Here is a 23,290-nt window from a genome sequence, read left to right as displayed (position 1 = left end):
GAACCGGGACCCGGACGAGGTCCTAGGCCGAGTCCGGCTCGACTTGCTCCTTCGGTTCCCCGCTGAAGGTGTACTCAGCGGAGTTGTCCTCGGGCTCGTAGCCGAGTACCTCACGGGCGCGCTCGATAGAGTAGTACTTCCGGTCGTTGTCCGAGATGCCGTAGACGATCTCGTAGTCGTAGTCGGCGGCGAGACAGCGGTCGAACAGGTGCGCGCAGTCGCGATGGGAGAGCCACATCGCCTGCCCGCGCTCGTACTCCTTGGGCGGGTGATCCTTCGTGAGGTTACCGATGCGGACGCACGCGACCGAGAGGTCGTGGTGGTCGTGGTAGTAGCGCCCGAGCGTCTCGCCGGCGGCCTTCGAGACGCCGTAGAGATTCGACGGGCGCGGGAGTTCCGAGCCGTTCAGGCGGAACTCGTCGTCCTTGCGGTACATGTGGGGGGTCCGGTCGTCGGTCTCGTACGCCCCGACCGCGTGGTTGGAGGAGGCGAAGACGAACCGGTCGACGCCGGCGTCGACGGCGGCCTCGAGCATCGTCTGCGTGCCGTCGATGTTGTTCGAGAGGACGGAGTCCCACGGTGCGTTCGGGCGCGGGTCGCCGGCGAGGTGGACGACCGCGCCGACGCCCTCGACGGCCTCGCGGACCGCCGCGTCGTCGGTCACGTCGGCGACGACCACGTCGTGGTCGCTGACGCCGTCGGGTAGCGCGTCGGCGGCGACCGGTTCGCGGTCGAGGAGGCGCCAGTCGTACGCCTCGTCGATGCCGGTCAGGATGGCGCGGCCGACGCGCCCGCCCGCTCCAGTGAGCAGTACCGGTTCGTCCATTCGGTCGTGTGTCCGGTGAGCGCGGGTAAGTAAGGTGCGGTTCGATCGGCGTTCTCACCGCCGTTGACAGGTCGTTCGGGCGGTGCTCCCGCACGTCCGAACGTCGGCACTCGGTACGTCTTTGCCCGACCGCGCCGACGGGCGACCATGACCACCGACGCCCAGCAGGCGTGTTTCGAGGCCGGCATCAAGTTCGGCTCGCTGTACCATCAGTTCGCGGGAACGCCCGTCTCCCCGCGGAGCACGCGCTCGCTGGAGACGGCGATCGCCGAGTCGATCGAGAACCAGCCGTACTGCGAGTCGGTGACCGTCGACATCGACGACGAGGCGGTCGCCGCCGATATCGACCACGAGAACGGCTACACCGAGCTGTCGGGACACCTGATGGAGGTGGACATGCGCGTCGCGTACGAGGCGGTCACCGTCCGCACGCGCATGGAGATGGAGGACGGCTACCCGCTGATGAAGCTCGTGGGGGTCGTCGATCGGGACGAGTGATCCGCTCCCTCGGTTCTCAGTCTCGGTGCCGACGGCGACGACCGGATTCGAGCGGTTCGGTTCCCGCCGCCGCCGATTTCACTTTCACTTTCGGGCGACCGCTTAAGAAGGTCCCCGGCGAACGCGCGACCATGGCCCAGTCTACCTTCGACGACGACGACCTGTTCGGGGAAGCGGCCGACGAGATGCGCACCGACGTGGAGGCGCACCTCCGCGCGGCGAAGGCGACGCTTCCGGATGCGGACGCGGTCTGGGAGACGGACGCCGACAACGTTCTCGGCGCGCTCAACGGCCTCCGCTCGGCGCTGGACACCGGCGACGCGGTCGAGGAGCTACGGCAGGCGAAGAAACAGTACGTGCTGGGCGAGCGCGCCGGCGCGTTCGAGGAGGACGAGGACCTCGCCGCGGAGATCGAGGAGCTTCAGGAACTGGTCGAGACGCTGGAGGAGACCCACGATCAAGTCGGCGATCTCACGAGCGTCCTCCCCCAGATCAAAAGCGACCTCGAGGACGCCCACGCGGAGGGCGTCGATGCCGACGCGGACGACGCCGAGGAAGCGGAGGCGTAGTCGGCCGCTCCCCCGGTCGCCCGGCTCCGGCCGCCCGTCCCTGACGGTCCATCCCGGCCCGTTCGTTTTCGGCGGCCTCACCGCTCGCGTTCGACGACCGCGCGAGCCACGTCACACAGCGCCTCGCTCGCCCGGTCGAGCAGCGCTTCCCCGAGTTCGGCGGTCCCCTTCGTGGGATCGCCGACGACCCCGTTCTCGGTGAACTCGTCGCTGTCGTGTGCGAGGTTCACCCCGCGAACCCATTCCCCCCAGCGCGGGCTCCCGCCGTCTCTCCCCTCCTCGATGCGGTCATCGCGAACGAGTCCGGGCGCGACGTGGCGCAGCATCGCGGTCTCCAGCGGGCCGCCGTGGCCCATCCTGCTCGCGTGCTCGCCGACCGCCTCGAACCACGTGAACGAGACCGCGTAGGCGTCGGTCGCGTCGTCGCGCGAGACGCGTCGGGCGACCTCCGCGATCGCCTCCACGTTGCCGCCGTGCCCGTTGACGAGGACGACGCGGTCGATACCGTGGTGTGCGAGACTCTCGACGGTCTCGCGGACGTACGCGCGGAACGTATCCGGCGACACCCACAGCGTGCCGTCGAACGCGCGGTGCTCCTCGGCGACGCCGACGTGGACCGGCGGCGCCACGAGGAGGTCGCCAGCGGCGACGGAGTCGTTCGTGTCGCTCGCGTCGGCGTCCGTCCACCGATCGGCGGCCGCCTCGGCGACGGCCTCGGCCGTCATCGCGTCGGTCCCCAGCGGGGCGTGCGGGCCGTGCTGTTCGGTGCTCCCGACGGGGAGCACCGCGGCGTCGACGTCGGCGTCGCGGACCTCCGTCCACGTCGCCTCCGAGAGGTTCATGCGGGTCGATCCGTTCCGGGTGGACTTGTAGTCGGCTATGCCGACGCCGCGGAGTCGCCGGCGAGGAGGCCGGCCTCCTCGGTTCCGTGGGGGTTATGACCGGCGCGGCCCAACGCGAGCACAATGGGTATCCTCGAGGACAAGGACAACGCGCGGCTGTTCTATCGGTACTTCTCGCGCGTTTACGATACGATCAACCCCTATATCTGGGACGACCGGATGCGAAACCAGGCGCTGGAGTGGTTCGACGCCGACCGCGACGACCGCGTGCTCGACGTCGGCGCCGGCACCGGATTCGCCACCGAGGGGCTGCTCAATCACGTCGACGAGGTGTACGCGCTCGACCAGTCGCGCGGCCAGTTCGAGCAGGCGTTCCGCAAGTTCGGCAAGCACGGGAAGGTCCACTTCCACAGGGGCGACGCCGAGCGCCTCCCGTTCAAGGACGACAGCTTCGACAAGCTCTGGTCGTCGGGCTCCATCGAGTACTGGCCCGATCCCGTCGCCGCGCTCCGGGAGTTCCGGCGCGTCGTCAAGCCCGGCGGCACCGTGCTCGTCGTCGGTCCCGACTATCCGAAGCTCCGCGTGTTCCAGAAACTCGCGGACGCGATCATGCTGTTCTACGACGCCGAGGAGGCCGAGGAGATGTTCCGCGAGGCCGGCTTCGAGGAGACGCGCCACTTCATCCAGCAGCGCCACCGCGGATCGCCGCGAGCGATCACGACCGTTGCGACCGTGCCCGAAGCCGAGGACACAGCTGACGACGGGGACGGCGACGCGGGCGGCGACTGACGCGACGGAGCGTCCGTCCGCCGTCATCCGGCGACCGTGGTCGGCGCGGCCAGTCGCTGCGAGCCGACGAACACCGACACCTCGACACTGGCCCCCGGTCGGATCTGCGGGCGGTTCGTCCCGGCGGGCGTCACGGTCGTGGACTCGCCGGCCGACCACGCGTGATCGCTCGCGAGGTTGAACGGCCCGGTCGGTCCGCTCTCGAACCCCCGCGCGGCGAAGAACGGGACCGGCGGCTGATGGCGGAGGCGGTCTCCATCGACGCGGATCACGATGCGCACCCGGCGAACGTCGAGCGTGTCGCCGCCGCGGTGCGTGAGAGTGAGCGTCCCGTCCGTGACCGCGAGACCGACCACGGCTGTGGTCGGTCCCGAACCCGGCGCCGATGCGACCGATCCCTGCGCTTCGCTCTCCGAGTGCGTCACGCCTGTCGCCGACAGCGTCGCCGCTCCGACCGTCGCCGAGAGCGCGACCGTCGCGAGCACCAACAGGGCGACGCCGACGGGAGCGGCGACGGCTCGTTGCTCACGCCCCGTCGCCGGACGGTGTACGATCGGGTCCCCCGACGTGTCTCGATCCATCGACGACGGGAGGTGGTCCCGTCATCAGTGATAAACACTCGCCGCGGAGACCTCGAAGCGAACTATCGGATGTGGACTGTCACCCGCTGGCGTTCGACGAGTCGCGCTCGCCCGCCGCGCCGAGCGCCTCCTCGACCGTCACCGGGTCGGTCGGCGTGACGCTGACCGTGGAGACCTCCGTCGAGCCGACCTCGACGACGGTGACGACGAACCCGCCGCGCGGAGAGACGGTCCAGAGGGTGCCGTCGTCGCCCGTCGTCCCGACGTCCACGCTCTCGCCGCCCTCGCGGCCGATCTTCACGACCGCGTCGACGGGGTCGCCCGTCCGCGGGTCGGTGACGGCGACACGAAGCGGGCCGCCCGGGAACGTTCGGTTCACCGTCAGGGTGAGATCGAGCGTCCTCGTGGTGGCCTCGCCCGCGGAGACGGCGTCGAGGTCGACGCGCTGGTGCTCCATGAACACGCGCTCGGTCCCGCCGCCGACGAACGCGGTCAGCGTCCCGTTCGGGTACGCGAGATCGAACAGGAACGTTCCGCCCGAGCCCTGTCCCGCGACCGAGCCGCCGGTGGCGGCCCACACCTCGGGGTAGCTCCGCGCCGTGACGTTCTGGGCGGTCTCCTCGTCGATCCCCGTGCCGTCGCGCTCGCGAAGGTCGCCGCGGAACGCCTCCCGGACGAACTGGCCGTCCGCGACCGTCGAGAGGACGATCCCCGACTCCGTCGTCGCGACGTACACCCGCGTCGACGCCCCGGGCTCGCCGTCGAGTGCGGCGGCGGCCCGCGATCTGACCGGCCCATCGAACGTGCGAAGGTCGTACACTACGGGGTACACACGGCTGTCGTCCAGCGTGAAGTCCTCCGTCTCCTCGGCGAGCCGCTCGAGCATGAGGACTCGCTCCTCGAGTACCGCCGCGCTCGCGCGCATCTGCGCCAGTTCGACGAGGAACTCCTTCGCGGAGATCTCCCCTGCGTGGTAGGCGGCGATCGCCTCGCGGTGCCGGCTGTGGAGCGTGATGACGTCCTTGTCGACCTCGTTCAACCCGTCGAGGATACGGATCTGGCGTTCGTCGCTGGTGCTCGCGTTCGTGATGCGCTCGCGGAGCGCGATGGTCTCAATGCGGGCGGCGGACGCGTTCGCGCCGAAGGAGGTCGCCGTGCCCGCGTCGACGCTCACCACGTCGATGCCGGAGGCGACGCTGCCGTTGCCCTCCAGCGAAAGGACACGGATCGGCGCCGAGCCGTTGATCGCGGCCACGGTGGTCGCGGAGGTCGAACCGTGGGCAGCGGCCGGACCGATCGGTGCCGGCGTGGAGGGTCCGCCGGCTGCCGTGACCCGCGGTTCGCCCCCATCGGGAACCGAGAGCGCACCGCCGACGGCGACGGACACGAGGAGGACCGCAACGAGGACGGGGATAGCTCGCATGGGAGGTGAGTACCGAGTCATCCGATAAAAAACCGGTCCACACGGAGAGGTGTACAGCAGGGGCACACAGACTGTCGGAGCCCGCCACCGACGAACCGAGCCCGATGGACCGATGGACGGAACGTGACCGAGTTCATACTGGCCCCGACCGGTCCGAGGAATCGGCCACGGACGCGCCGGCAACTGGTCCGGAACTGGGTGCTGGCGCCGCGATCGCGACCCCCGATGGAAAGGGTTTTGCCAAAACGCCAAGAGTCGCATACACAGCATGCGGTACGTCGCCCTCCTCGCCGTGCTCGTCGTTCTCGTCCCGGTCGCCACGGGCGCGACGGCCGCGGCGGCCGTCCAGCCGGCCGACCAACTCCCTACTGCGGACCGGATGAGCGGCTCGGTCGACGCCGTTCCACAGGCGATCGCCCCCCCGACCGGCAGTGCGTCCCCGCAGGTCGCGTCGTCGGTCGGCACGCCACGAACGAACTTCACCGTCTCCCTCCGCGAGGACGGCTCCGCCCGGTGGACCGTCGAAACGCGGGTCTCGCTTGAAGACGAGGCCGCCCGCGACGCCTTCCGCGAGTACGCCCGCTCGTACGAAACAGGTGACGCGGAGGGCGGACCGACGGTCGAACCCTTCAGAAACGCCGCGGTCGCCGCCTCCGAGGCCACCGGACGAGAGATGTCGATCGACCGGGTGAACCGCACGGCGACGCTGGCGAATGGCTCGGGCGCTCTCCGGCTTCGGTTCACCTGGACGGGATTCCTCGAACCGGGCAACGACGGCGTCCTCGCGCTCGGCGACGCGTTCCGGACCCCGAACAACGGGACCTGGTTCGGCTCGCTGTCGGCCGACCAGCGACTCGTCATCGAGCCGCCGGCCGACTACGAGGTGAGCGACGTATCCCAGGGGTTCAGCTACTCGATCAGCGACCGCCGGATCGTCGCCCAGGGCCCCCAGCAGTTCGAGGCCGGCGACATCGCGGTCCGATACGAGCCCGGTGACTCGCCGCCCCCCAACTCGTCGTATCTGCTCGAACTGCTCGCGGGCGCCGGCGTCGTGCTGCTGTTCGCCGTCGCGGTGTTGGCGTACCGGCGCGGGAACGTCGCCAACGCGGGAACCGGGGACGCCGATTCCAGTGTAGAATCGATATCCGGCAAATCCAGCCGTTCGACGGCCGAAACAGACACTGCACCCGCCGATAACGGCGGATACAACGGCGATGGCGGATCCGCCGTCGCTGCGTCCGGCCGACCGGAAGACGGCGAAGGGTCGGTAGACGACGCTGCCGGCACGGTCGCCGGGAACGATGGGACGACGGTCGATGGGACCGATGAGCCCGGCGTTGACGCCGACGACAGCGCTTCCAAACCACAGGAGGACCTGGAACTGCTCTCGGACGAGGAACGCGTCGAGCGACTCCTCGATGAGCATGGCGGCCGGATGCGTCAGGGAACGATCGTGGAGAAGACCGGCTGGTCGGACGCGAAGGTGTCCCAGTTGCTGTCGGCGATGGCCGACGACGGGCGCGTCGAGAAGTTACGGCTCGGCCGCGAGAACCTCATTTCGCTGGCCGATGGAGACGAAGCTACCGGCGATGAGGCCGACGGCAACGGTGCCAACACCGATACCGGCTCCGACGGCCAGTCGTAGCTTCGGGGACCGCTCGACCCGGACCGACGCGTCGCCCGTTGCCAGCGGTTCCGAAACTGTTTACCTCCGACCGTGGCAACGATTGCGCGATGAAGATCCTCGTCACGGTCAAGGAGGTCGCGGAAGCGGCCGACGACTTCGAGATCGAGGGGACAGACATCGGGGAACAGTTCCTCGAATACGACCTCAACGAGTGGGACGACTACGCCGTCGAGGCGGCCGTCCAGCTCTCAGAGACGTACGACGACGTGGAGGTCGTCTCCGCGACGATCGGTCCCGAGCGCGCGGAGGAGACGATCCGAATGGCGCTCGCGAAGGGCGTCGACCGCGCGATCCGCGTGTGGGACGACGACGTCGCGGCCGCGGACCTCGACGTGGCGGCCAAGACGCGGCTGTTCGCGGCCGTCGTCGACGAGGAGGAGCCGGACCTCGTACTCACAGGCGTGCAGGCGGCCGACGACGGGTTCGGCGCCACCGGCGTCTCGCTGGCCGACGAGATCGGCTTCGACTGGGCGGCGGTCGTCAACCACCTGGAGACCGAGGACGACCTCTCGATGGCCCACGTCCACCGCGAACTGGAGGGCGGCATCGAGGAGCTGACCGACGTGGACTTGCCCGCGGTGCTCACTATCCAGACGGGGCTGAACGAGCCGCGGTACGCCAGCCTCCGCGGTATCCGCCAGGCACAGAGCAAGGAGATCGCCGAGTTCGGGCTCGCCGAGTTAGGGCTCGACGCCGACGCGGTCGCCTCGCCCATCTCGCGCACCGGGATGTACGAACCGGAGACGGAGTCGGACGCGACGTACTTCGACGGCGCGGCCGACGAGCAGGCCGCGGAGTTGGCTGACGTGCTCCGCGAGAAGGGGGTGGTCTCGGAATGAGCGACGTGCTCGCGGTCGCCGACCACCGTCGCGGCACCGTGCGCGACGTGAGCTTCGAGATGGTCCGTGCCGGGCACGAACTGGCCGACGACCTCGGCGGCGACCTCCACCTCGCGGTGATCGCCGGCGATGTCGAGGGGTTCGCCGCCGACCTGTCGCTCGAGGGAGTCGACACGATCCACACGGTCGAAGCCGGCGAGGAGTTCAACCATGACCTGTACGCCGGCGCGACCGCCGCGCTGTTCGAGCAACTCGCACCGACGGCCGTCCTCATGCCCAACTCCGTCAACGGGCTCGACTACGCGCCGGCGGTGGCGAACCGCCTCGACGTACCGCTGGTCACGGACGCGGTCGACCTCGCGTACGACGACGGGCTGGTGGCGACCCGCGAGATGTACGGCTCGAAGGTCGAGACGACCCTCGAGTTGAGCGAGGAGCCGTTCGCCGTCACCGTTCGCGCCGGCGAGTGGGAGGCCGTCGAGGACCGGGTCGACGTGCCCGTGGAGGCGTTCGAGTACGACTTCGACGAGTCGGCGTCCGGGGCCCGCGTTCAGGGCTTCCAGGAGGTCGGCGCCGGCGACGTGGACATCGCCGACGCGGAGTTCCTCGTCTCGATCGGTCGCGGCATCGAGGAGGAGGAGAACCTCGAACTCATCGAGGAGCTCGCCGAGGTCACCGGCGCGACGATGTCGTCCTCGCGACCCATCGTCGACAGCGGCTGGCTGCCGAAGAACCGACAGGTCGGCCAGTCGGGCAAGCAGGTCACGCCGGACGTGTACCTCGCGATCGGTATCTCGGGGGCCGTCCAACACGTCGCGGGGATGAAGGGCGCCGAGACGATCATCGCGATCAACACCGACCCGAACGCCCCGATCTTTGACATCGCCGACTACGGGATCGTCGGCGATCTGTTCGACGTGGTGCCGGCGCTGATCGAACAGTTCGACTGAACCTCTTTAACGGGGTCCTCCTCGCTCGCGCGGCTTCGCCGCGCTCGCTCGTCGACCCCCGCCAAACAAACCCCGTTCATGCGGTCGGATTCTTCGAATCCGACTGCTAATCAGAATCGCTCCGCGATCTGCTGATGGTCAAAAGGCCGCTCGCTCGTGGTACACCCCCGAGTGCGAACCACAACTGCAGGGGGTCGCTCGATTCATGCACAGGAGTATGGGTGACCCCCGATTTCGAGGACCCCGAGCGAAACAACCGCGCGGTAGGTCTGCGTATTTATCGGAGTCTAACGCTACGCCTCAACGAATTCGACGTCCGTGATCTCGAACCGTGCGCCGCCAGTCGAGCTCTCTGTTACCTCGATCTCCCAGCCGTGATCGTCAACGATCTGCGTGACGACACTCAACCCGAATCCAGTCCCGTCCGGTGCTGTAGAATATCCGACTTCGAAGATCCCACTTCGGTCCTCTTCTGGAATTCCGTGACCGTCGTCCTCGATATAGAATCCGCCGGCGAGATCACCCACCGTAATCGTAACGTCCTCACCTCCATGCGCAACCGCGTTGCCGAGGAGGTTCTCGACCAGTTGCTCGAGTCGATTCGGGTTCGCTCGAATTGAGCTATCGGTCGCTGTTACGAGTGTTGCAGTTCCAGTGTGGACGTTCTGCCAGCAGTGTTCAAGTATCGTTTCGAGATCGACAGCTTCGCTGTCGTTTGCCTGATCGCCTTCCCGTGCTAACGCCACCAACTCATCGATCTGGGCCTGACTGCGTTCGACTGCGTCTCCAGCCGTCTCGAGATAGCTACTGTCACACTCTTCAGCGGCCAGTTCAATAGTACGCTGAGCGGCAGTTAGTGGACCCTCCAAGTCGTGGCTCACAATCCTAGTAAACTCCTCGAGTCGCCGATTCCGATGCGTTAGTTCACTAGTCACCACCTTCCGTTCGAGTTCGTAACTCACCAACTGACTCGCGAGTTGTACAAAGGTTCGCTCGGCCTCGCTGAACGGCTCCTCACGAGGGTGAGTCGATGCGAAAAAGACTGTCCCGTAGATGTCATCCCCGACCGTGACAGACGTGCCGATATAACTCCCGAGATCGAATCGTTCATACGCTGGATCGTCTTCCCAGCCCGCTTCTACGGCGTCTTGAATCTCTAAGATCCCGCCTGCCTGGATAGTCTTTCGACAGTACGACTCCGAGAGCGGGCATGAACTTCTCGGCTGTAGGAGATCGTGGTTTCCACTCGCTTCGACGACTCGTTGTACCCCCTGCCCCTGATCCAACTCTCCGGTCTCTATCCGAGTGAGAAAGCTGTACGGGAGATCAAGTTTCCTCGGGCCCAGACCCAATAGTTGCGTGATCTTGTCGTCGGGTTCTACTTCGGTATTGGTGGCGATATCGTAGAGTCCCTGCAGCGATTCGACTAACGTCTCACGTTCTTGTTGCTGCTCTTTCCGGTCGGTGACATCTTCTTGGAAGCCGACGAAGTTCTTCAGTTCCCCAGCTTCGTCTTTCACAGGAGCGATCGTTATGCGGTTCCAGAACTTCTCCCCGCCCTTTCGGTAGTTTTGGAGTTCGACTGTAACCGGCTCCTCAGCGTTGATCGTCCGACGCATTTCCGCAACGCGCTCCGGATCTGTCTCTCCACCCTGTAGGAACCGACAGTTTCGACCGATGAGTTCTGGCGTCGGATATCCGGTGACCTGCGTGAACCCCTCGTTCGCGTAGATTATCGGGTTGTCCTCTTGGGAGGGGTCGCTGATGGTAATCCCGACTGGTGCCTCGTCCATCGCCCGCGTTTTCAGTTCGAGTTCCTGAGTGCGTTGTTTCCGATCAGTAATGTCACGAACGAACCCAGCGATACGGGTAACGGTCCCCGTCTCGTCAGTAAGTGGGAAGCCCTGAACCCAGACCCACCGCTGATACTCCTCATCGGCGTTCACCCGGGATTCGATATCGATAGACGTCCCGTTCGAAAGTTGTTCCATCGCTGTCCGGACAGCGTCTCGGTCATCCGGATGAACGCCGTTCAGGAGATCCAGAGGGTCTTCTGCGAGTGTTTCCGTAGAGCGACCCCAGATATCTTCGTATGTCGGGTTAATGTAGAGAAGCTCCTTCCAATCGTGAGTGAACATCCAAAGGACATCGTTACTGACCTCGCTCAAGTCTTGTAACTGCTGTTCAACCACCATTGCCTGCTGTTGAGCTCGGCTTTGGACAACCGCATTCATCACTCGGTTGGCGAGCAGTTTGTAATGGTCCGTTCCGGACTCCTTTTGCAAGTAGTCCGTAACACCGGCGGAAATCGCCTCGCTGGCGACCTCTTCACTTCCTTTGCCGGTATAGAGAATAAACGGCAGATCCGGATACCGCTCGCGGACCGCTTTGAGAAACTCGATCCCGTTCCGGCCAGGCATATCGTAATCCGAAATGACGCAGTCGAACTCCCCCTCGACGAGTCGATCCAACCCCGTACCCGGGTCGGTTACAGACTTGACAACAAACCGCTCATCCTCCCGTTCCAGAAACGTTGCGGCGAGGTCCGCCAGTCCCGGCTCGTCATCGATATGAAGAACACGGATCTCTTCGTCAGTCGATCCCATTTCGTAATCCCGAGTAATACCTATTCAGATATCCCATTAATATATTCGATACGGACGAGAATGTTCAATTCGGATACAATATGTGACCTCACTAGCAGTTGTCACACGGAGCCAGAGCTACTGAGAATACGGAGGGAGCACTCGAGCGGCCGTGTAAGTTGTGATACAACCGTATCGTCGGCAAGTCGCTTTGGTTGGAGCGGTCGAAGCTTCGCTCGATGGACCGCTGCCGGCGTTCGGTGAGGGTCAAACCGACGGCGCAGTCGTCGACCCGGAAACCGGCGTATTCGACGGGCTCATGTGCGAAGTTAGCGGTGTGATTCGATTCTGATGATCGGGTGTCCCTTCTCGTCGGCAGTGATAGTAACCGTCGTCGTATCCGCCTCAAACTGGAGAGTCGTCTTGAGATTCCCTTTATCGAAGAGCCCGTCGAGTGCGTCCGTGTTGATGTCATCACTGATGATCCATTTTTGCTCGATCACGTCCTCGTCGTGAGCCTCTGCGATCGCTGTTACGACTTCTGTGCTGAGCATTTCGTCCTCGTCCGGCTCGTAGAAGAACGCGTGTGTATCATCCATGCACAGGGCGTGGGCTGTCAATAGGAAACCCGTTATTACCAGTATCTCACAGGTTAGTACGTACCTTCGCCAGTTCAGGACGCCCTTCGGAAGGCGGGACCGGAAAACACGGCGGTCGGTCCACCCGGGGCGTTGAATACTGAACCCTTGACGACAGGCACAGTATGTGCACTATTGCGGGCTGCCCTGACTCGAATCTTTGAGGTTCAGTTAACTGAGTGGCCTTATACTTCCACTGTGTAGTACTGGGATGGTCGCTTCTCCAAGTGCCGATCTCCTGACCGCCGCATTGGACGTGTTCCCGGCAGAGGCTGCCGTCTTGGCTGCCGATGGGACGATTCTCTACACGAACGACCAGTGGCGTGCGTTCGGCCTGGAGAACGGCCTCGTCGGTACGGACGCCGCCACGATCGGTGAAAACTATCTCGCGGTGACGACCGCTGCGGACGATGCGGCTGCCCAAAGGGCTGCCGAGGGGGTGGACGCGGTGCTCGCAGGCGAGCAGGCCCAGTTCACCCTGGAGTACCCGTGTCACTCCCCCGCTGAACGGCGGTGGTTCCTGATGATGGTGCAGGGATTCGAGCATCAGGATTCCCGCTTCGCCGTGATGGGCCATCTCAATATCACGACCCGTAAACTCGCCGAACTCGAAGTTCACGAGCAGAACACGTACCTCGAGGGACTCCACAGGGCTGTCCAAGACCTGCTACAAACCGACACACAGGACGAGGCCGCTGACCGTGCTGTCCTGTATCTCGACCGCATCCTCGACTTTCCCATCGTCGGGCTCTGGCTCTACGATGACGTCCGCAATGTCCTGGCGCCCGCGGCGGTCTCCGAGCAGAGTGAGGACATCCTCGATACGATCCCCACCTATCAGGGGGAGGACAGTCTCTCGTGGGAGGTGTTCACCACGAAGGAATCTCGCGTGATCGATGACCTGACGGCACTCCCGGAGCGGTACAATCCTGAGACGTCGCTCCGAAGCGAACTCGTCCTCCCGCTGGGCGAGTATGGCGTGCTCAACATCGCGGCGACCGAACCCAACGCGTTCGACGAGACGGACGTCACGCTGGCCGAGATCTGGGCCGGTACCGTCACGCAGGTGCTCGCCCGGCTTGACCGTGAAGCACAACTCAGCGAGCGGGAACAGGAGTTACTCCGGGAGCGCGACCGGCTGGAGGAGTTCGCGAGTTTGGTCTCCCACGATCTCAGGAACCCGCTCAACGTCGCGAGTGGTCGTCTCGAACTTGCCCGAGAGGATGGCGAGTGGGATCACCTCGATATCGCTGCCCGGGCACTGACCCGGATGGAGCAGCTCATCGAAGACCTGCTCGCGCTCGCCCGTCAGGGCGAGGTCGTCGGCAGCCGTGATGCGATCCATCTCCCGTCTCTGGTTGAGGACTGCTGGGCCACCGTCTCGACGGGTGATGCGAGTCTTACCGTGACGACCGGCGGAACGGTGTTGGCCGACGAGAGTCGGTTACAACAGGTGTTCGAGAACCTGTTCCGCAACGCGATCGAACATGGGGGCCCGGACGTGACTATTACGGTGGGTGACCTCGCTGATGGGTCGGGGTTCTTTGTGGCGGATGACGGCGACGGCATCCCCGACGCCGAACGCGAGGACGTGTTCCAGGCTGGCTACTCAACGACAGCCGAGGGCACGGGGTTCGGGCTCAAAATCGTCTATGAGATCGTGACAGCCCACGGCTGGGAGATACACGTCACCGACAGCACAGAGGGCGGCGCCCGGTTCGAGATAACGAATATCGAATTCCTCGGTTCATAGGAGACTGGACGGTCTGCTCCGTCCGTCTGCTTGTTGACCGACGAAGATCCTCTGTCGATTATTCGTTCAGCAGGTACTGATACAAAGCACATTCATCACCTGTCTATGACACAAGTTCCCAAGATATACTATGTCGGTGAACCGGCCAGTATCCGGGAAGATAGACTATAGACGTCGCGGCGGAACTGCAGATGATGTCAACAAGATACTGGGTTCTCGGCGCCATCGTACTCATCATGGTCGTCGCCCCGGCGACCGGAGGCGTACTCGCGTCGACGGCAGACGGCACAGGGATCGCTCAGTCGCAACAGACGGACGGGGCTGCTGCGTGTAACTACAGTAGCCTGTACGACCAGACGATCGATTCCGTCGTCGCCATCAGGACGGACACCGGCCAGGGGTCGGGATTCGTTTATCAGACCGGTGAAACCAACTCGGCGAGTTATATCGTCACCAACGCACACGTCGTCGGGTCGGCCGAGTCGGTCATCGTTGGGTTCGCCCGGGACGAATCAAAACTCGGGACAGTCATCGGGCGAGATCGCTCCACCGATCTGGCGGTCGTTCGGGTGAACGAAACCCCCGGCTACGTCGAAGCGCTCTCCGTGGCGGACACGCCGCCCGAACAGGGTAGCAAAGTGGCCGCGATCGGCAACCCCTTCGGATTAGAGGAGACCATCACGCACGGGATCGTGAGCGGGCTCAACCGCTCCATGCCGACGAAGAACGGGTTTTCGATCCCGAACGTGGTTCAGACCGATGCACCGATCAACCCCGGCAACAGCGGTGGCCCGCTCGTCGGGTGTGACGGGACCGTCGTCGGTGTAAATAGCGCTGGCATCGCCGCGGAACGTGCGGATAACATCGGCTTCGCTATCTCCCCGAACCTCGTCAATCGGGTCGTGCCAGAGCTGATCGACAGCGGCGAGTACAACCACTCGTTCTTAGGGGTCAGTAGCGCCCCGCTCACCCCCGGACTGATCGCGGCGAACGACCTCACCGTCACCAGCGGCCTCTACGTCCACAAGGCCGTCGAGGGCGGCCCCGCGAGCGACGTCCTCCAGGGGACGACCGATACCGTCGCCCGGAACGGGAGTCGGATTCCCGTCGGCGGGGACGTTATCGTGAGCATCGACGGTCGGTCCGTCAGCTCCGGTGAAGACCTCTCATCCTACCTACTCACAGAAACCCGACCGGGCGATGAGGTGACACTGACGATTATTAGAGACGGAGAGCGCCAGCAGGTGACCGTCACCCTCGGTGAGCGACCGGAATCGCCCGTATAAACCGCTGCATAGGAGTGTAGCTCACTTTTCGCCGTCGAGGTATTTCACGAGTTCGACAACCTGTAGTTGTCCCTAGGTGATTCTCCGTACTGCAGATTCGAGTACCGTTCTCCAACACCTGAGAGAAGTCCACCTGTCGTCGCGCCTCCGCTCCGACTACCGCTCCCGCACGACCACGAACTCCGCCAGATCGCGGAGGTAGCCGCGGGCGTCTGACTCGCCGATCCCGGCGGTTTCGAGGGCCTCCAGCGCGGCGTCGGCCTGGTCACGGGCGCGCTGGTCGGCCTCCTCCGGTGTGAGGTCGGTCACCTGCAGGAGCGACGGGCGGTCGACGGCCTCGTCGACGCCGGTCGGCTTGCCGAGTTCGTCGGCGTCGGCGGTCGCGTCGAGCACGTCGTCGCGGATCTGGAAGGCGACGCCGACGCGCTCGGCATAGTCGCCGAACGCCTCGATCGTGAAGCCGTCGGCACCGGCAGCGACGGCGCCGAGTTCGGCAGCGGCGCGAAACAGCGCGCCCGTCTTGCGTCGAGCGAGCATCATGTACTCCTCCTCGTTGGTCGGCTTCGCGACCAACTCGGTTGCCTCGCCCTCGCCCAACTCGACCATCGCCTCGGCGACGATCTGCATCGCCTGCTCATCGGCGGAAAACAGCGCGAACGCCTCGCCGAGCATGCCGTCCGAGCCGACGATCGCCGGACCGTAGCCGAACTCCGCCCACGCGGAGGGGGTGCCGCGGCGCACGTCCGAGCGGTCGATGATATCGTCGATGACCAGCGAGGCGTTGTGGACGAGTTCGACGCCGACCGCGAAGTCGACGGCGTCCTCGGGGGCGCCGCCGGCGGCCTCACACGCCAGGAGCGTCACGGTGGGACGGACCCGCTTGCCGCCCGCCAGCACGACGTGTTCGATCTCGTCGGAAAGCTGCGGCGGGTCGACCGCCCCCGTCACCTCGGCGAGGCGCTCGTTCGCCATCGCGACCCGACGCTCCAGATACTCCATTGACGCGTGTTCGGGCCCGGGCGGAAAAGAGGGTACCGGATGCGGGAGCCGCGACCGGGGGCGAAAGCGGTCGCACAACGTGTCGTACCGCGAGCGAGGAGGACCCCGTTAAACGAGGTTCAGTAGAATTCCCTGACGAGGTCCGTCGCGTCCTCGGGCGCGCCCTCGTGGTCGATCTCGCTCATGTTGGAGTCGAGGCCGTGGGTCTGCTCGTACGACCGGCTGTCCTCGTCCTGATAGAGCACGCCCATGTACTCCTTGTCGGCGTCGAGGACCTTCTCCTTGGCCGCGTCGCGGTCGGTCGGGTCGTAGTCCGTCTCGGCGAGGTCGACCAGCGAGTCGCGGAAGTAGTCGTAGGTGTCCACGTCGTTGAACGTCACGCACGGCGAGAACACGTTCACGAAGCCGAAGCCGTCGTGTTCGATCGCCTTCTGGACGATCTCCTGGTGACGCAGGGCGTCGCTGGAGAACGACTGCGCGATGAACGTCGCGCCCGAGGCGAGCGCGAGCGCGAGCGGGTTGACGGGGGGCTGCTGAGGGCCCTCCGGCGTCGTGGAGGTCTCGAAGTCCTCACGCGAGGTCGGGGAGGCCTGCCCCTTCGTCAGCCCGTAGATGCGGTTGTCCATCACGATGTAGCTCATGTCGACGTTGCGGCGGACGGCGTGGACGAAGTGGCCCGCGCCGATGGAGTAGCCGTCGCCGTCGCCGCCCGCGACCATCACTTCCAGGTCGGGATTGGCCATCTTCACGCCCGCGCCGACCGGGAGCGCGCGGCCGTGGACGCCGTGGATCGCGTAGCTGTGCATGTACGTGCCGATCTTGCCCGAACAGCCGATGCCGGCGACCACGAAGGTGTTGTCGGGGTCGTTGCCCGTCTCCGCGAGCGCCTTCATCATGCCGTTCATCGTCCCGAAGTCGCCGCACCCGGGACACCACGTGGGCTGCTTGTCGGATTTGAAGTCGGTGAACCTGACCTGGGAACTCATGCTTCTACCTCCTGGCTCTCCGCCAGAGTCGCTTTGATGTCCTCGGCGAGCTCGTCCGCCTTGAACTGCACGCCGTTGTACTTGTTGACCCGCTTCACGCGCTGGAGCGTGTCGTGCTCGACGACGTCCGCGAACTGCCCCGTCGCGTTACACTCGACGACGACGACCTCGTCGGCCGCCTCGAACTCCTCCGTGAGGTCGGGACGCGGGAAGAGGTACGGCACCGAGAGGATGCGCACGTCGACGTTCTCCTCCTCGAGGAACTCCAGCGCCTCCACGAGCGTCCCCTCGTTGGAGCCCCACGTGACGACGAGGTTGTCGGAGTCGGGGTCGCCGAACTCGCGTGGGGAGAGGTCCTCCCGCTCGCGGGCGGTCTCGACCTTGCGATTGCGCTTGTCGACTTGCTTGACGCGCATCTCGGTGTCCTCCGTCCGGCGGCCCTGTTCGTCGTGCTCCAGCCCGGTGGACATGTGCGCGCCGCCCTCGGTTCCGGGGAACGCACGCGGCGAGATCCCGTCCTCGGTGATCTCGTGGGGCTTGAACCCGCCCGTCTCCGTCTGGTGATCCTCGATGGTCTCCTCGTCGACGACCTTTCCGCGGTCGATCTCGACGGCGTCCATGTCGAACGCGTCCGGTTCGAACGTCTGCTCGGTGACCGCCATCGCGAGGTCGGCCGCGAGATAGACCGGCGTCTGGTACTTCTCGGCGAGGTTGAACGCCTCGACGGTCTTCCAGAAGCACTCGTTGACGGTGGTGGGCGCGAGGACGAACCGCGGGATCTCGCCGTGTCCGCCGTACAACATCATGTTGAGGTCGCCCTGCTCCTGTTTGGTCGGCATCCCCGTCGAGGGGCCCGAGCGCATCACGTCGACGACGACCAGCGGGGTCTCGGAGGTCGCCACCAGCCCGAACGTCTCGGCCATCAGGTCGATTCCGGGGCCGGAGGTCGCGGTCATCGAGCGCGCGCCGGCGCGCGCGGCGCCGAGCGCGAGGTTGATCGCGGCGAGCTCGTCCTCCGCCTGGACGACGTGGCCGCCGAAGTGCTCGATGCGCCCCTTCAGGTACGTCATCACGTCCGTCGCGGGCGTGATCGGGTAGCCGGCGTAGTACTTACAGCCGGCGGCGATGGCGCCCATGCCGATCGCCTCGTCGCCGTTGAGCAGGACGTAGTCGTTGTCGGTCGTCTCCAGATCGTAGTCGAGGTCGGCGTCGGGGTAGTTGTCCCGGACGTACTCCTGACCGAGTCGGGCCGCCTGCTTGTTGTTGTCGACGATGGACTGTCCCTTGTCGCCGAAGTGCTTCTTCAGCGAGGAGTCGAGGTGCTCGATGTCGAAGCTCGTCGCCTCGCAGGCGGCGCCCAGCGCGACGACGTTGCGCATGACCGCGCCGCCGGCGTCCTCGGCGAGGCGCTTGAGTGGGACGTCGAGTCCGATCATCCCCTCGGGGATCTCGACGTCGGCCATCGTGGTCCGCTCGCCGTCGTAGATGATGACCGAGCCCTCGTGGAGCTCGTCGAGGTTCTCCTCGATCGTTCGGGGCGTGAGCGCGACGAGGACGTCCAGTCGATCCACGACCGACCGGACCTTGTCCGTGGACGTACGAACCTTGTACGCGGTGTAGCCGCCCCGGATCCGAGAGGCGAAGTCCTTCGACGTGAAGACGTGCCGACCCGCCCGGGAGAGCGCCTGCGCGAAGACTTTCCCGGTGGAGTCGATGCCATCGCCGGCTTCCCCGCCGATGGCCCAGTTGAAGTCCGCTGGCATACTGGTCACACCTTCCCACGGTCGGTGGAAAAGCCTTCTGAATGGGGTGAGTACGAATTTACGACTATTCGATTGGTAAACCGACGTATCATACCACGGACGTCGATTCGAACGACCGTCTCTCGGCTACTCGGCCGACGATCGATCGATTCTCTTCCCCTCACGGCAGGAATTGCACCGACCGCCGTCGCCGCGCGGATCCGGCACGACAGGCGTACGATCTGGGTTCGACGGGCGACGATTATCGGCGTCGCGAAGCGACAACTTCGGGTACCCGGCGCGGGAAGTTCCCCTATGGACGCCACAGTCGCGGTGCGGTCGGTCACGGAAGTCGGTCCCGACACGGTCGCGGTGACGCTCGACTCGCCCGCGGGGTTCGACGGCAAGCCCGGGCAGTTCGTGAAGCTCACCGCCGTCGTCGGCGACGAGGAGGAGTCGCGGTTTTACACGATCTCCTCGCCGGACACCGAGGGCTCGTTCGAGACGACCGTCGGCCTCGACGGCGGCGACTTCTCCGCGCACCTCGCGGCGCTGTCCGAGGGCGACGAGATCGAGATGGCCGGCCCGTTCGGCGACGACTACTACGAGGGCGAGGCGCGGGCGCTCGTCCTCGCGGGCGGTCCCGGCGTGGGTCCCGCGGTCGCCATCGCGGAGGCCGCGCTTGCGGCGGGAAACGAGGCCGCCGTCGTCTACCGCGACGACGAGCCGGCTCACGGGGAACGCCTCGACGAACTGCGCGAGCGGGGCGCGACCGTCGTTGTCACCGGCGGCGCCATCGACAGCGCGGTCGCGACGGCGGTGACGGGCCGCGACGGCGAGCAGGCGTTCGTCTACGGCTTCGCCGACTTCGTCGACGAGGCGTCCGCGGCGCTGGAGGCGGCGGGGTACGCGGGCGACGCGAAAGTCGAGAACTTCGGGTAGGCGCTTGTGCGGGCGAGTCAGACGAGGCTGGCGCCGTCGAAGTCGGCGCGGGCGTGCTTCACGTCCATCAGGTCGAGGATCGTGGGGGCGATGTCGAACAGGTCGGCGTCGGCGATGGTCGCATCGGGGTCGTCGACGAACAGGGTCGCGTTCTCGAAGCTGTGCATGCCGTTGCGCGGGCCCGTCGAGAAGACGCCGTCGTCGTGCGGCTTGAACTTCGCCTTCAGGTCGAACCCGTGGTTCGGGATGATCGTCAGGTCCGGCGCGATGTCGTCGTGGTCGCCGCGGAACGCCTCCTCCTTCTCGACGACGCGCTTGGCGACCGGCGTGCCGTCGGGACCTTCGAGCGCTTCGATCTCGGCTTTCAGTTCGTCGCGGACGGCGTCGTAGTCCTTCTTCGGCACCGAGCCGCGGGGCTCGCGTCCCTCGAGGTTGAGGTAGAGACGGCCGGGGATGAGCGAGTACGCGCGCGCGTCGTCGTCGATATCGCCCAGCTCCTCGTGGTCGTCGTCCTCGAAGGAGAGCCACCCCTCGTCCTGGAGCCACTGGTTGATCTCGACCTCGTAGTCCTGGACGGTGAAGCCGTGGTCGGAGGCGACGACCAGGGTGACGTCATCCGGGAGCATGTCGCGGATCCGGCCGACGTAGTCGTCGACCTTCTCGTAGAACTCCATGAACTCCTCGTAGTTCTCGCCGTCGCGGGCGTAGTCCTCGAACAGGAAGTGGTTCACCCGGTCGGTCGTCATGAAGACGCCGAAGAACAGGTCCCAGTCGTCCTGCTTGAGGTAGTGGGAGAACGCCTCGAACCGCTTATCGAGGGTCTCGTGGGAGACGTCGAGGAACTCCGATTTGTCGTCCTTGTGCCCGAGCTTCGCGTTCGTGTCGATGCGGTAGTCGATCGAGTCCAGGTAGTCGCGCAGGTCGTCGGGGTAGGCGGCCTTGTCGACGCCGGGCGAGAGGAACCCGGAGACCATCCGCTGGACGTTGCGCTGGGGCGGGAACGTCACCGGGACGTTCAACACGGTCGCGTCGCGACCGTCTTCGGCGATCCGGTCCCAGAGACGGGTCGCCTGTACGTCACGGCCCATCGGAACGTACGTGTCGTAGCTCCCGATCTCCCGGTCCTGGAAGCCGTACACTCCCGTCTCCCCCGGATTCACGCCCGTCGTGAGGGCCGGCCAGCAGGCCGACGACTCCGGCGGAACGATCGAGTCGATGGCGGCGGCTGTCCCCTCGTCGGCGAGCGTGGCGAAGTTCGGGAACCGGTCGGGGTGGTCCGCAAGCAGCGAGTGCGGCACCCCGTCGATACCGATGAACGCGACTCGGGGGTCGTCGTCCCCGCGGAGCCGATCGAATAGTCCCATGGACACCCCTTCCTCGGGGGCGGGTAAAGTAATTCAGGTTCTGTCGGTCGATGGTGACTGTCCGCGACGGCAGCGACGGCTGCCGATCGGGCGGCGCGACAGGCGGTCGGGGGTGGCGTGCGCCCGTCGGTATCGTTTTGCCGGCGCCGCTCGCACGCACCGTGGATGCCGGACGACGGCCGCGAGGGAGCTGACACCGGTCGCGCCGACGGGAAGTCCGATAGCCCCGGCGACGACGCCGGCCCCGACCCGTTCGACGCGTTCCGGCAGCTCCGGGCGCTCCCCGGCGACGTGCTCGTGTTGTCGCTGGCGATGTTCGCGTTCAGCCTCGGCTTTCAGGCGACCGGTCGGTACCTCCCGCAGTATCTCGCTGTGCTGGGCGCCTCCAGCCTCGCGCTCGGGGCGTACGGCTCCGTCGGCAACCTCGTCTCGGCGGTGTTCCCGTACCCCGGCGGCGCGCTCTCGGACCGCCTCGGCTCGCGCACGTCGCTCACGCTGTTCGGCTTCGCCTCGACGCTCGGCTTCCTCGTGTGGTGGGCGGCGGACCCGTTCCGGACTGTGGCGCTCGGGCCGACGAACCTCGCGGTCGTCATGGTGTTTCTGGGGCTGTTTCTCTCGCAGGCGTGGAAGTCGTTCGGTCTCGGCGCGACCTTCGCGATCGTGAAGCAGTCGGTGCCGCCGGACCGGCTCGCGTCCGGATTCGCCGCCACCGAGACGTTCCGGCGGACGGCGTTCCTGCTCGGTCCGCTGCTCGTCGCCGCCGTCCTTTCGGTGTACGCGTTCACCGAGGGCTTCCGGCTCGTGTTGCTGGGGGCGGCAGTCGTCGGGGGACTCGCCACGGTCGCGCAGTTCGTGCTGTATGATGCCGCTAACGACTCCATCGGAACATCGTTCGAGGGTGTCGGCATGGTCGTCGAGGACCTCCGGTCGCTCCCCGACACGCTGCGCCCGTTGCTCGTCGGCGACACCCTGGTTCGCTTCGCCAACGGGATGGTGTACGTGTTCTTCGTGCGCGTCGTCGTCGACGTGCTCGCGGTCGGCGCGACGCTCCCGGTCGTCGGCGACCTCTCCCCGGAGGCGTACTTCGGCGTCCTGTTGGGCGTGGAAATGGCCGTCGCTCTCCTGACGATGGTGCCCGTCGCGCGCCTCGCGCGGTCGGTCGGCCTCAAGCCGGTGGTCACGATCGGGTTCGCGGTCTACGCCGTGTTCCCCGCGATGCTGATCTTCGCGCCGCCTGACGCGACGGTGCTGGCGGTGCTGTTCGCGTTCTCCGGGCTCCGGTTCGCGGGGCTTCCCGCGCACAAGGCGCTCATCGTCGGCCCCGCCGAGGCCGACGCCGGCGGACGCGTCACGGGGACGTACTACCTCGTCCGCAACGTGGTCACCATCCCGAGCGCCCTCTTCGGCGGCTGGATCTACGGCCGCTCCCCGGAGGTGGCGTTCGCGCTCGCGACGGTCGTCGGCCTCGTCGGCGTCGCGTTCTTCCTCCTGCGCGGCCGGGAGTTCGCGGCGTACGCGAGCGCGTGAGGCCCCCTGCGCTCGGCACTCGGTGCTCGCATTCAGGGCACGGCGCTCGCTACTCGCGGCGCGGGGCGATGGGGATTTGAGGTGGGGGCTCCAACGCTGACCGTGAGCGAGGAGTCACGCGAGGCCGGTGACCGATCCGAACCCGCCGAGTCGCGTCCGGATCGTCCCCCGATAGCCGGGCTGATCGAGACGCTGTCGGTGAAACGCAACGCGGCGGTCGGGGCGGTCGTCGGCGTCGCGCTCGCCGTCGCCGTGTACGCGGTGCGGGCGCTCGAACTGCTCGGCCCGGCGGGCGGCACCCGCGAGTACCCCGTGCTCGGTCCGGACGGCTACTTCCTGCTGCTCGCGTTCGTGCTCGCGTCGGCGACGACGCTGTTCGTCGCCTCCGTGCTGACCGTCGTCTCCGCGGTTCGCACGCTCCGCGCTGCCGACTCCTCCTGAGCGGCGCGCCGGTTCGGCGGCGG

21 protein-coding genes are annotated in these 23,290 nt (G+C 66.1%); 11 read left to right on the top strand and 10 right to left on the bottom strand.

Features of this window, described 5'->3' with window-relative positions; translation table 11 throughout:
- Window positions 1–22: 22 nt before the first annotated feature.
- Window positions 23–826: an NAD-dependent glucose-6-phosphate dehydrogenase Azf gene (gene azf / locus ABJD39_RS03825; protein WP_348612310.1), complete on the bottom strand. Its 804-nt coding sequence runs from the start codon at window positions 824–826 to the stop codon at window positions 23–25.
- A gap of 147 nt (window positions 827–973) precedes the next feature.
- Here azf and ABJD39_RS03820 point away from each other — a divergent pair, with 147 nt between their 5' ends.
- Together ABJD39_RS03820 and ABJD39_RS03815 are read left to right on the top strand one after the other, a co-directional pair.
- Window positions 974–1,324 carry a dihydroneopterin aldolase family protein gene (locus tag ABJD39_RS03820; RefSeq protein ID WP_348612308.1) on the top strand — a complete coding sequence of 117 codons (351 nt, stop codon included), beginning with the start codon at window positions 974–976 and terminating at the stop codon, window positions 1,322–1,324.
- A 131-nt stretch (window positions 1,325–1,455) separates the two neighbouring features.
- A complete protein-coding gene (locus tag ABJD39_RS03815) occupies window positions 1,456–1,893 on the top strand; it encodes a DUF5790 family protein (RefSeq protein WP_348612307.1) in 438 nt (145 codons plus the stop codon).
- A gap of 77 nt (window positions 1,894–1,970) precedes the next feature.
- Here the strand turns inward: ABJD39_RS03815 and ABJD39_RS03810 are convergent, their stop codons facing one another.
- On the bottom strand, window positions 1,971–2,735 hold the full coding sequence (locus tag ABJD39_RS03810; protein ID WP_348612305.1) for a creatininase family protein: 765 nt from the start codon (window positions 2,733–2,735) through the stop codon (window positions 1,971–1,973).
- Between the two features lie 123 nt (window positions 2,736–2,858).
- On the opposite strand from ABJD39_RS03810, the gene ABJD39_RS03805 reads away from it, so the two are divergent.
- The gene (locus ABJD39_RS03805; protein WP_348612303.1) at window positions 2,859–3,524 is read left to right on the top strand and encodes a methyltransferase domain-containing protein; all 666 of its coding nucleotides are present in this window, start codon (window positions 2,859–2,861) and stop codon (window positions 3,522–3,524) included.
- A 23-nt stretch (window positions 3,525–3,547) separates the two neighbouring features.
- Here ABJD39_RS03805 and ABJD39_RS03800 read toward each other — a convergent pair whose 3' ends face one another.
- Both ABJD39_RS03800 and ABJD39_RS03795 read right to left on the bottom strand, forming a co-directional pair.
- On the bottom strand, window positions 3,548–4,105 hold the full coding sequence (locus ABJD39_RS03800; RefSeq protein ID WP_348612301.1) for a type IV pilin: 558 nt from the start codon (window positions 4,103–4,105) through the stop codon (window positions 3,548–3,550).
- Between the two features lie 79 nt (window positions 4,106–4,184).
- Window positions 4,185–5,528: a DUF7096 domain-containing protein gene (locus ABJD39_RS03795; protein ID WP_348612299.1), complete on the bottom strand. Its 1,344-nt coding sequence runs from the start codon at window positions 5,526–5,528 to the stop codon at window positions 4,185–4,187.
- 268 nt (window positions 5,529–5,796) lie between these two features.
- On the opposite strand from ABJD39_RS03795, the gene ABJD39_RS03790 reads away from it, so the two are divergent.
- The 3 genes from ABJD39_RS03790 to ABJD39_RS03780 all read left to right on the top strand — a co-directional run bounded on the left by ABJD39_RS03790 (window position 5,797) and on the right by ABJD39_RS03780 (window position 9,004).
- Window positions 5,797–7,173 carry a helix-turn-helix transcriptional regulator gene (locus tag ABJD39_RS03790; RefSeq protein ID WP_348612297.1) on the top strand — a complete coding sequence of 459 codons (1,377 nt, stop codon included), beginning with the start codon at window positions 5,797–5,799 and terminating at the stop codon, window positions 7,171–7,173.
- Window positions 7,174–7,262: 89 nt separating this feature from the next.
- Window positions 7,263–8,054 carry an electron transfer flavoprotein subunit beta/FixA family protein gene (locus ABJD39_RS03785; RefSeq protein ID WP_348612295.1) on the top strand — a complete coding sequence of 264 codons (792 nt, stop codon included), beginning with the start codon at window positions 7,263–7,265 and terminating at the stop codon, window positions 8,052–8,054.
- On the top strand, window positions 8,051–9,004 hold the full coding sequence (locus tag ABJD39_RS03780) for an electron transfer flavoprotein subunit alpha/FixB family protein (protein ID WP_348612293.1): 954 nt from the start codon (window positions 8,051–8,053) through the stop codon (window positions 9,002–9,004). The genes ABJD39_RS03785 and ABJD39_RS03780 overlap by 4 nt, the downstream gene beginning before the upstream one ends.
- Window positions 9,005–9,297: 293 nt before the next feature.
- Here the strand turns inward: ABJD39_RS03780 and ABJD39_RS03775 are convergent, their stop codons facing one another.
- The gene (locus tag ABJD39_RS03775) at window positions 9,298–11,610 is read right to left on the bottom strand and encodes a PAS domain-containing protein (RefSeq protein WP_348612291.1); all 2,313 of its coding nucleotides are present in this window, start codon (window positions 11,608–11,610) and stop codon (window positions 9,298–9,300) included.
- A gap of 308 nt (window positions 11,611–11,918) precedes the next feature.
- Complete coding sequence (locus ABJD39_RS03770; RefSeq protein ID WP_348612289.1) at window positions 11,919–12,188, bottom strand: HalOD1 output domain-containing protein; 270 nt, start codon at window positions 12,186–12,188, stop codon at window positions 11,919–11,921.
- A gap of 250 nt (window positions 12,189–12,438) precedes the next feature.
- Between ABJD39_RS03770 and ABJD39_RS03765 the strand changes: the two genes are divergently transcribed.
- Window positions 12,439–13,980 (top strand): sensor histidine kinase, encoded by a 1,542-nt coding sequence (locus tag ABJD39_RS03765; RefSeq protein WP_348612287.1) that lies wholly within the window; start codon window positions 12,439–12,441, stop codon window positions 13,978–13,980.
- A 194-nt stretch (window positions 13,981–14,174) separates the two neighbouring features.
- Window positions 14,175–15,266, top strand: coding sequence for a S1C family serine protease (locus tag ABJD39_RS03760; protein ID WP_348612285.1), 1,092 nt, complete (start codon window positions 14,175–14,177; stop codon window positions 15,264–15,266).
- A 156-nt stretch (window positions 15,267–15,422) separates the two neighbouring features.
- Here ABJD39_RS03760 and ABJD39_RS03755 read toward each other — a convergent pair whose 3' ends face one another.
- The 3 genes from ABJD39_RS03755 to ABJD39_RS03745 all read right to left on the bottom strand — a co-directional run bounded on the left by ABJD39_RS03755 (window position 15,423) and on the right by ABJD39_RS03745 (window position 19,014).
- Window positions 15,423–16,265: a polyprenyl synthetase family protein gene (locus ABJD39_RS03755; RefSeq protein WP_348612283.1), complete on the bottom strand. Its 843-nt coding sequence runs from the start codon at window positions 16,263–16,265 to the stop codon at window positions 15,423–15,425.
- Window positions 16,266–16,384: 119 nt separating this feature from the next.
- Complete coding sequence (locus tag ABJD39_RS03750) at window positions 16,385–17,251, bottom strand: 2-oxoacid:ferredoxin oxidoreductase subunit beta (RefSeq protein WP_348612281.1); 867 nt, start codon at window positions 17,249–17,251, stop codon at window positions 16,385–16,387.
- Entirely contained in the window at window positions 17,248–19,014 is a 1,767-nt protein-coding gene (locus ABJD39_RS03745) for a 2-oxoacid:acceptor oxidoreductase subunit alpha (RefSeq protein ID WP_348612279.1), read from the bottom strand. The genes ABJD39_RS03750 and ABJD39_RS03745 overlap by 4 nt, the downstream gene beginning before the upstream one ends.
- Before the next feature lie 294 nt (window positions 19,015–19,308).
- Here ABJD39_RS03745 and ABJD39_RS03740 point away from each other — a divergent pair, with 294 nt between their 5' ends.
- Window positions 19,309–19,935 carry an FAD-dependent oxidoreductase gene (locus ABJD39_RS03740; RefSeq protein WP_348612277.1) on the top strand — a complete coding sequence of 209 codons (627 nt, stop codon included), beginning with the start codon at window positions 19,309–19,311 and terminating at the stop codon, window positions 19,933–19,935.
- A gap of 17 nt (window positions 19,936–19,952) precedes the next feature.
- On the opposite strand, the gene ABJD39_RS03735 is transcribed toward ABJD39_RS03740, so the two are convergent.
- Entirely contained in the window at window positions 19,953–21,299 is a 1,347-nt protein-coding gene (locus ABJD39_RS03735) for an alkaline phosphatase family protein (RefSeq protein WP_348612275.1), read from the bottom strand.
- Window positions 21,300–21,464: 165 nt separating this feature from the next.
- Here ABJD39_RS03735 and ABJD39_RS03730 point away from each other — a divergent pair, with 165 nt between their 5' ends.
- Window positions 21,465–22,826 (top strand): MFS transporter, encoded by a 1,362-nt coding sequence (locus ABJD39_RS03730; RefSeq protein ID WP_348612273.1) that lies wholly within the window; start codon window positions 21,465–21,467, stop codon window positions 22,824–22,826.
- Window positions 22,827–22,928: 102 nt separating this feature from the next.
- Window positions 22,929–23,267: a DUF7536 family protein gene (locus tag ABJD39_RS03725; protein ID WP_348612271.1), complete on the top strand. Its 339-nt coding sequence runs from the start codon at window positions 22,929–22,931 to the stop codon at window positions 23,265–23,267.
- Window positions 23,268–23,290: the final 23 nt, after the last annotated feature.

The sequence above is a fragment of the Halobaculum rarum genome (assembly GCF_040025155.1).
GTDB classification, from domain to species: Archaea; Halobacteriota; Halobacteria; order Halobacteriales; family Haloferacaceae; genus Halobaculum; species Halobaculum rarum.
Note: the sequence above shows the minus strand (reverse complement) of the source record. Positions and strands in the feature narration are given on the sequence as shown.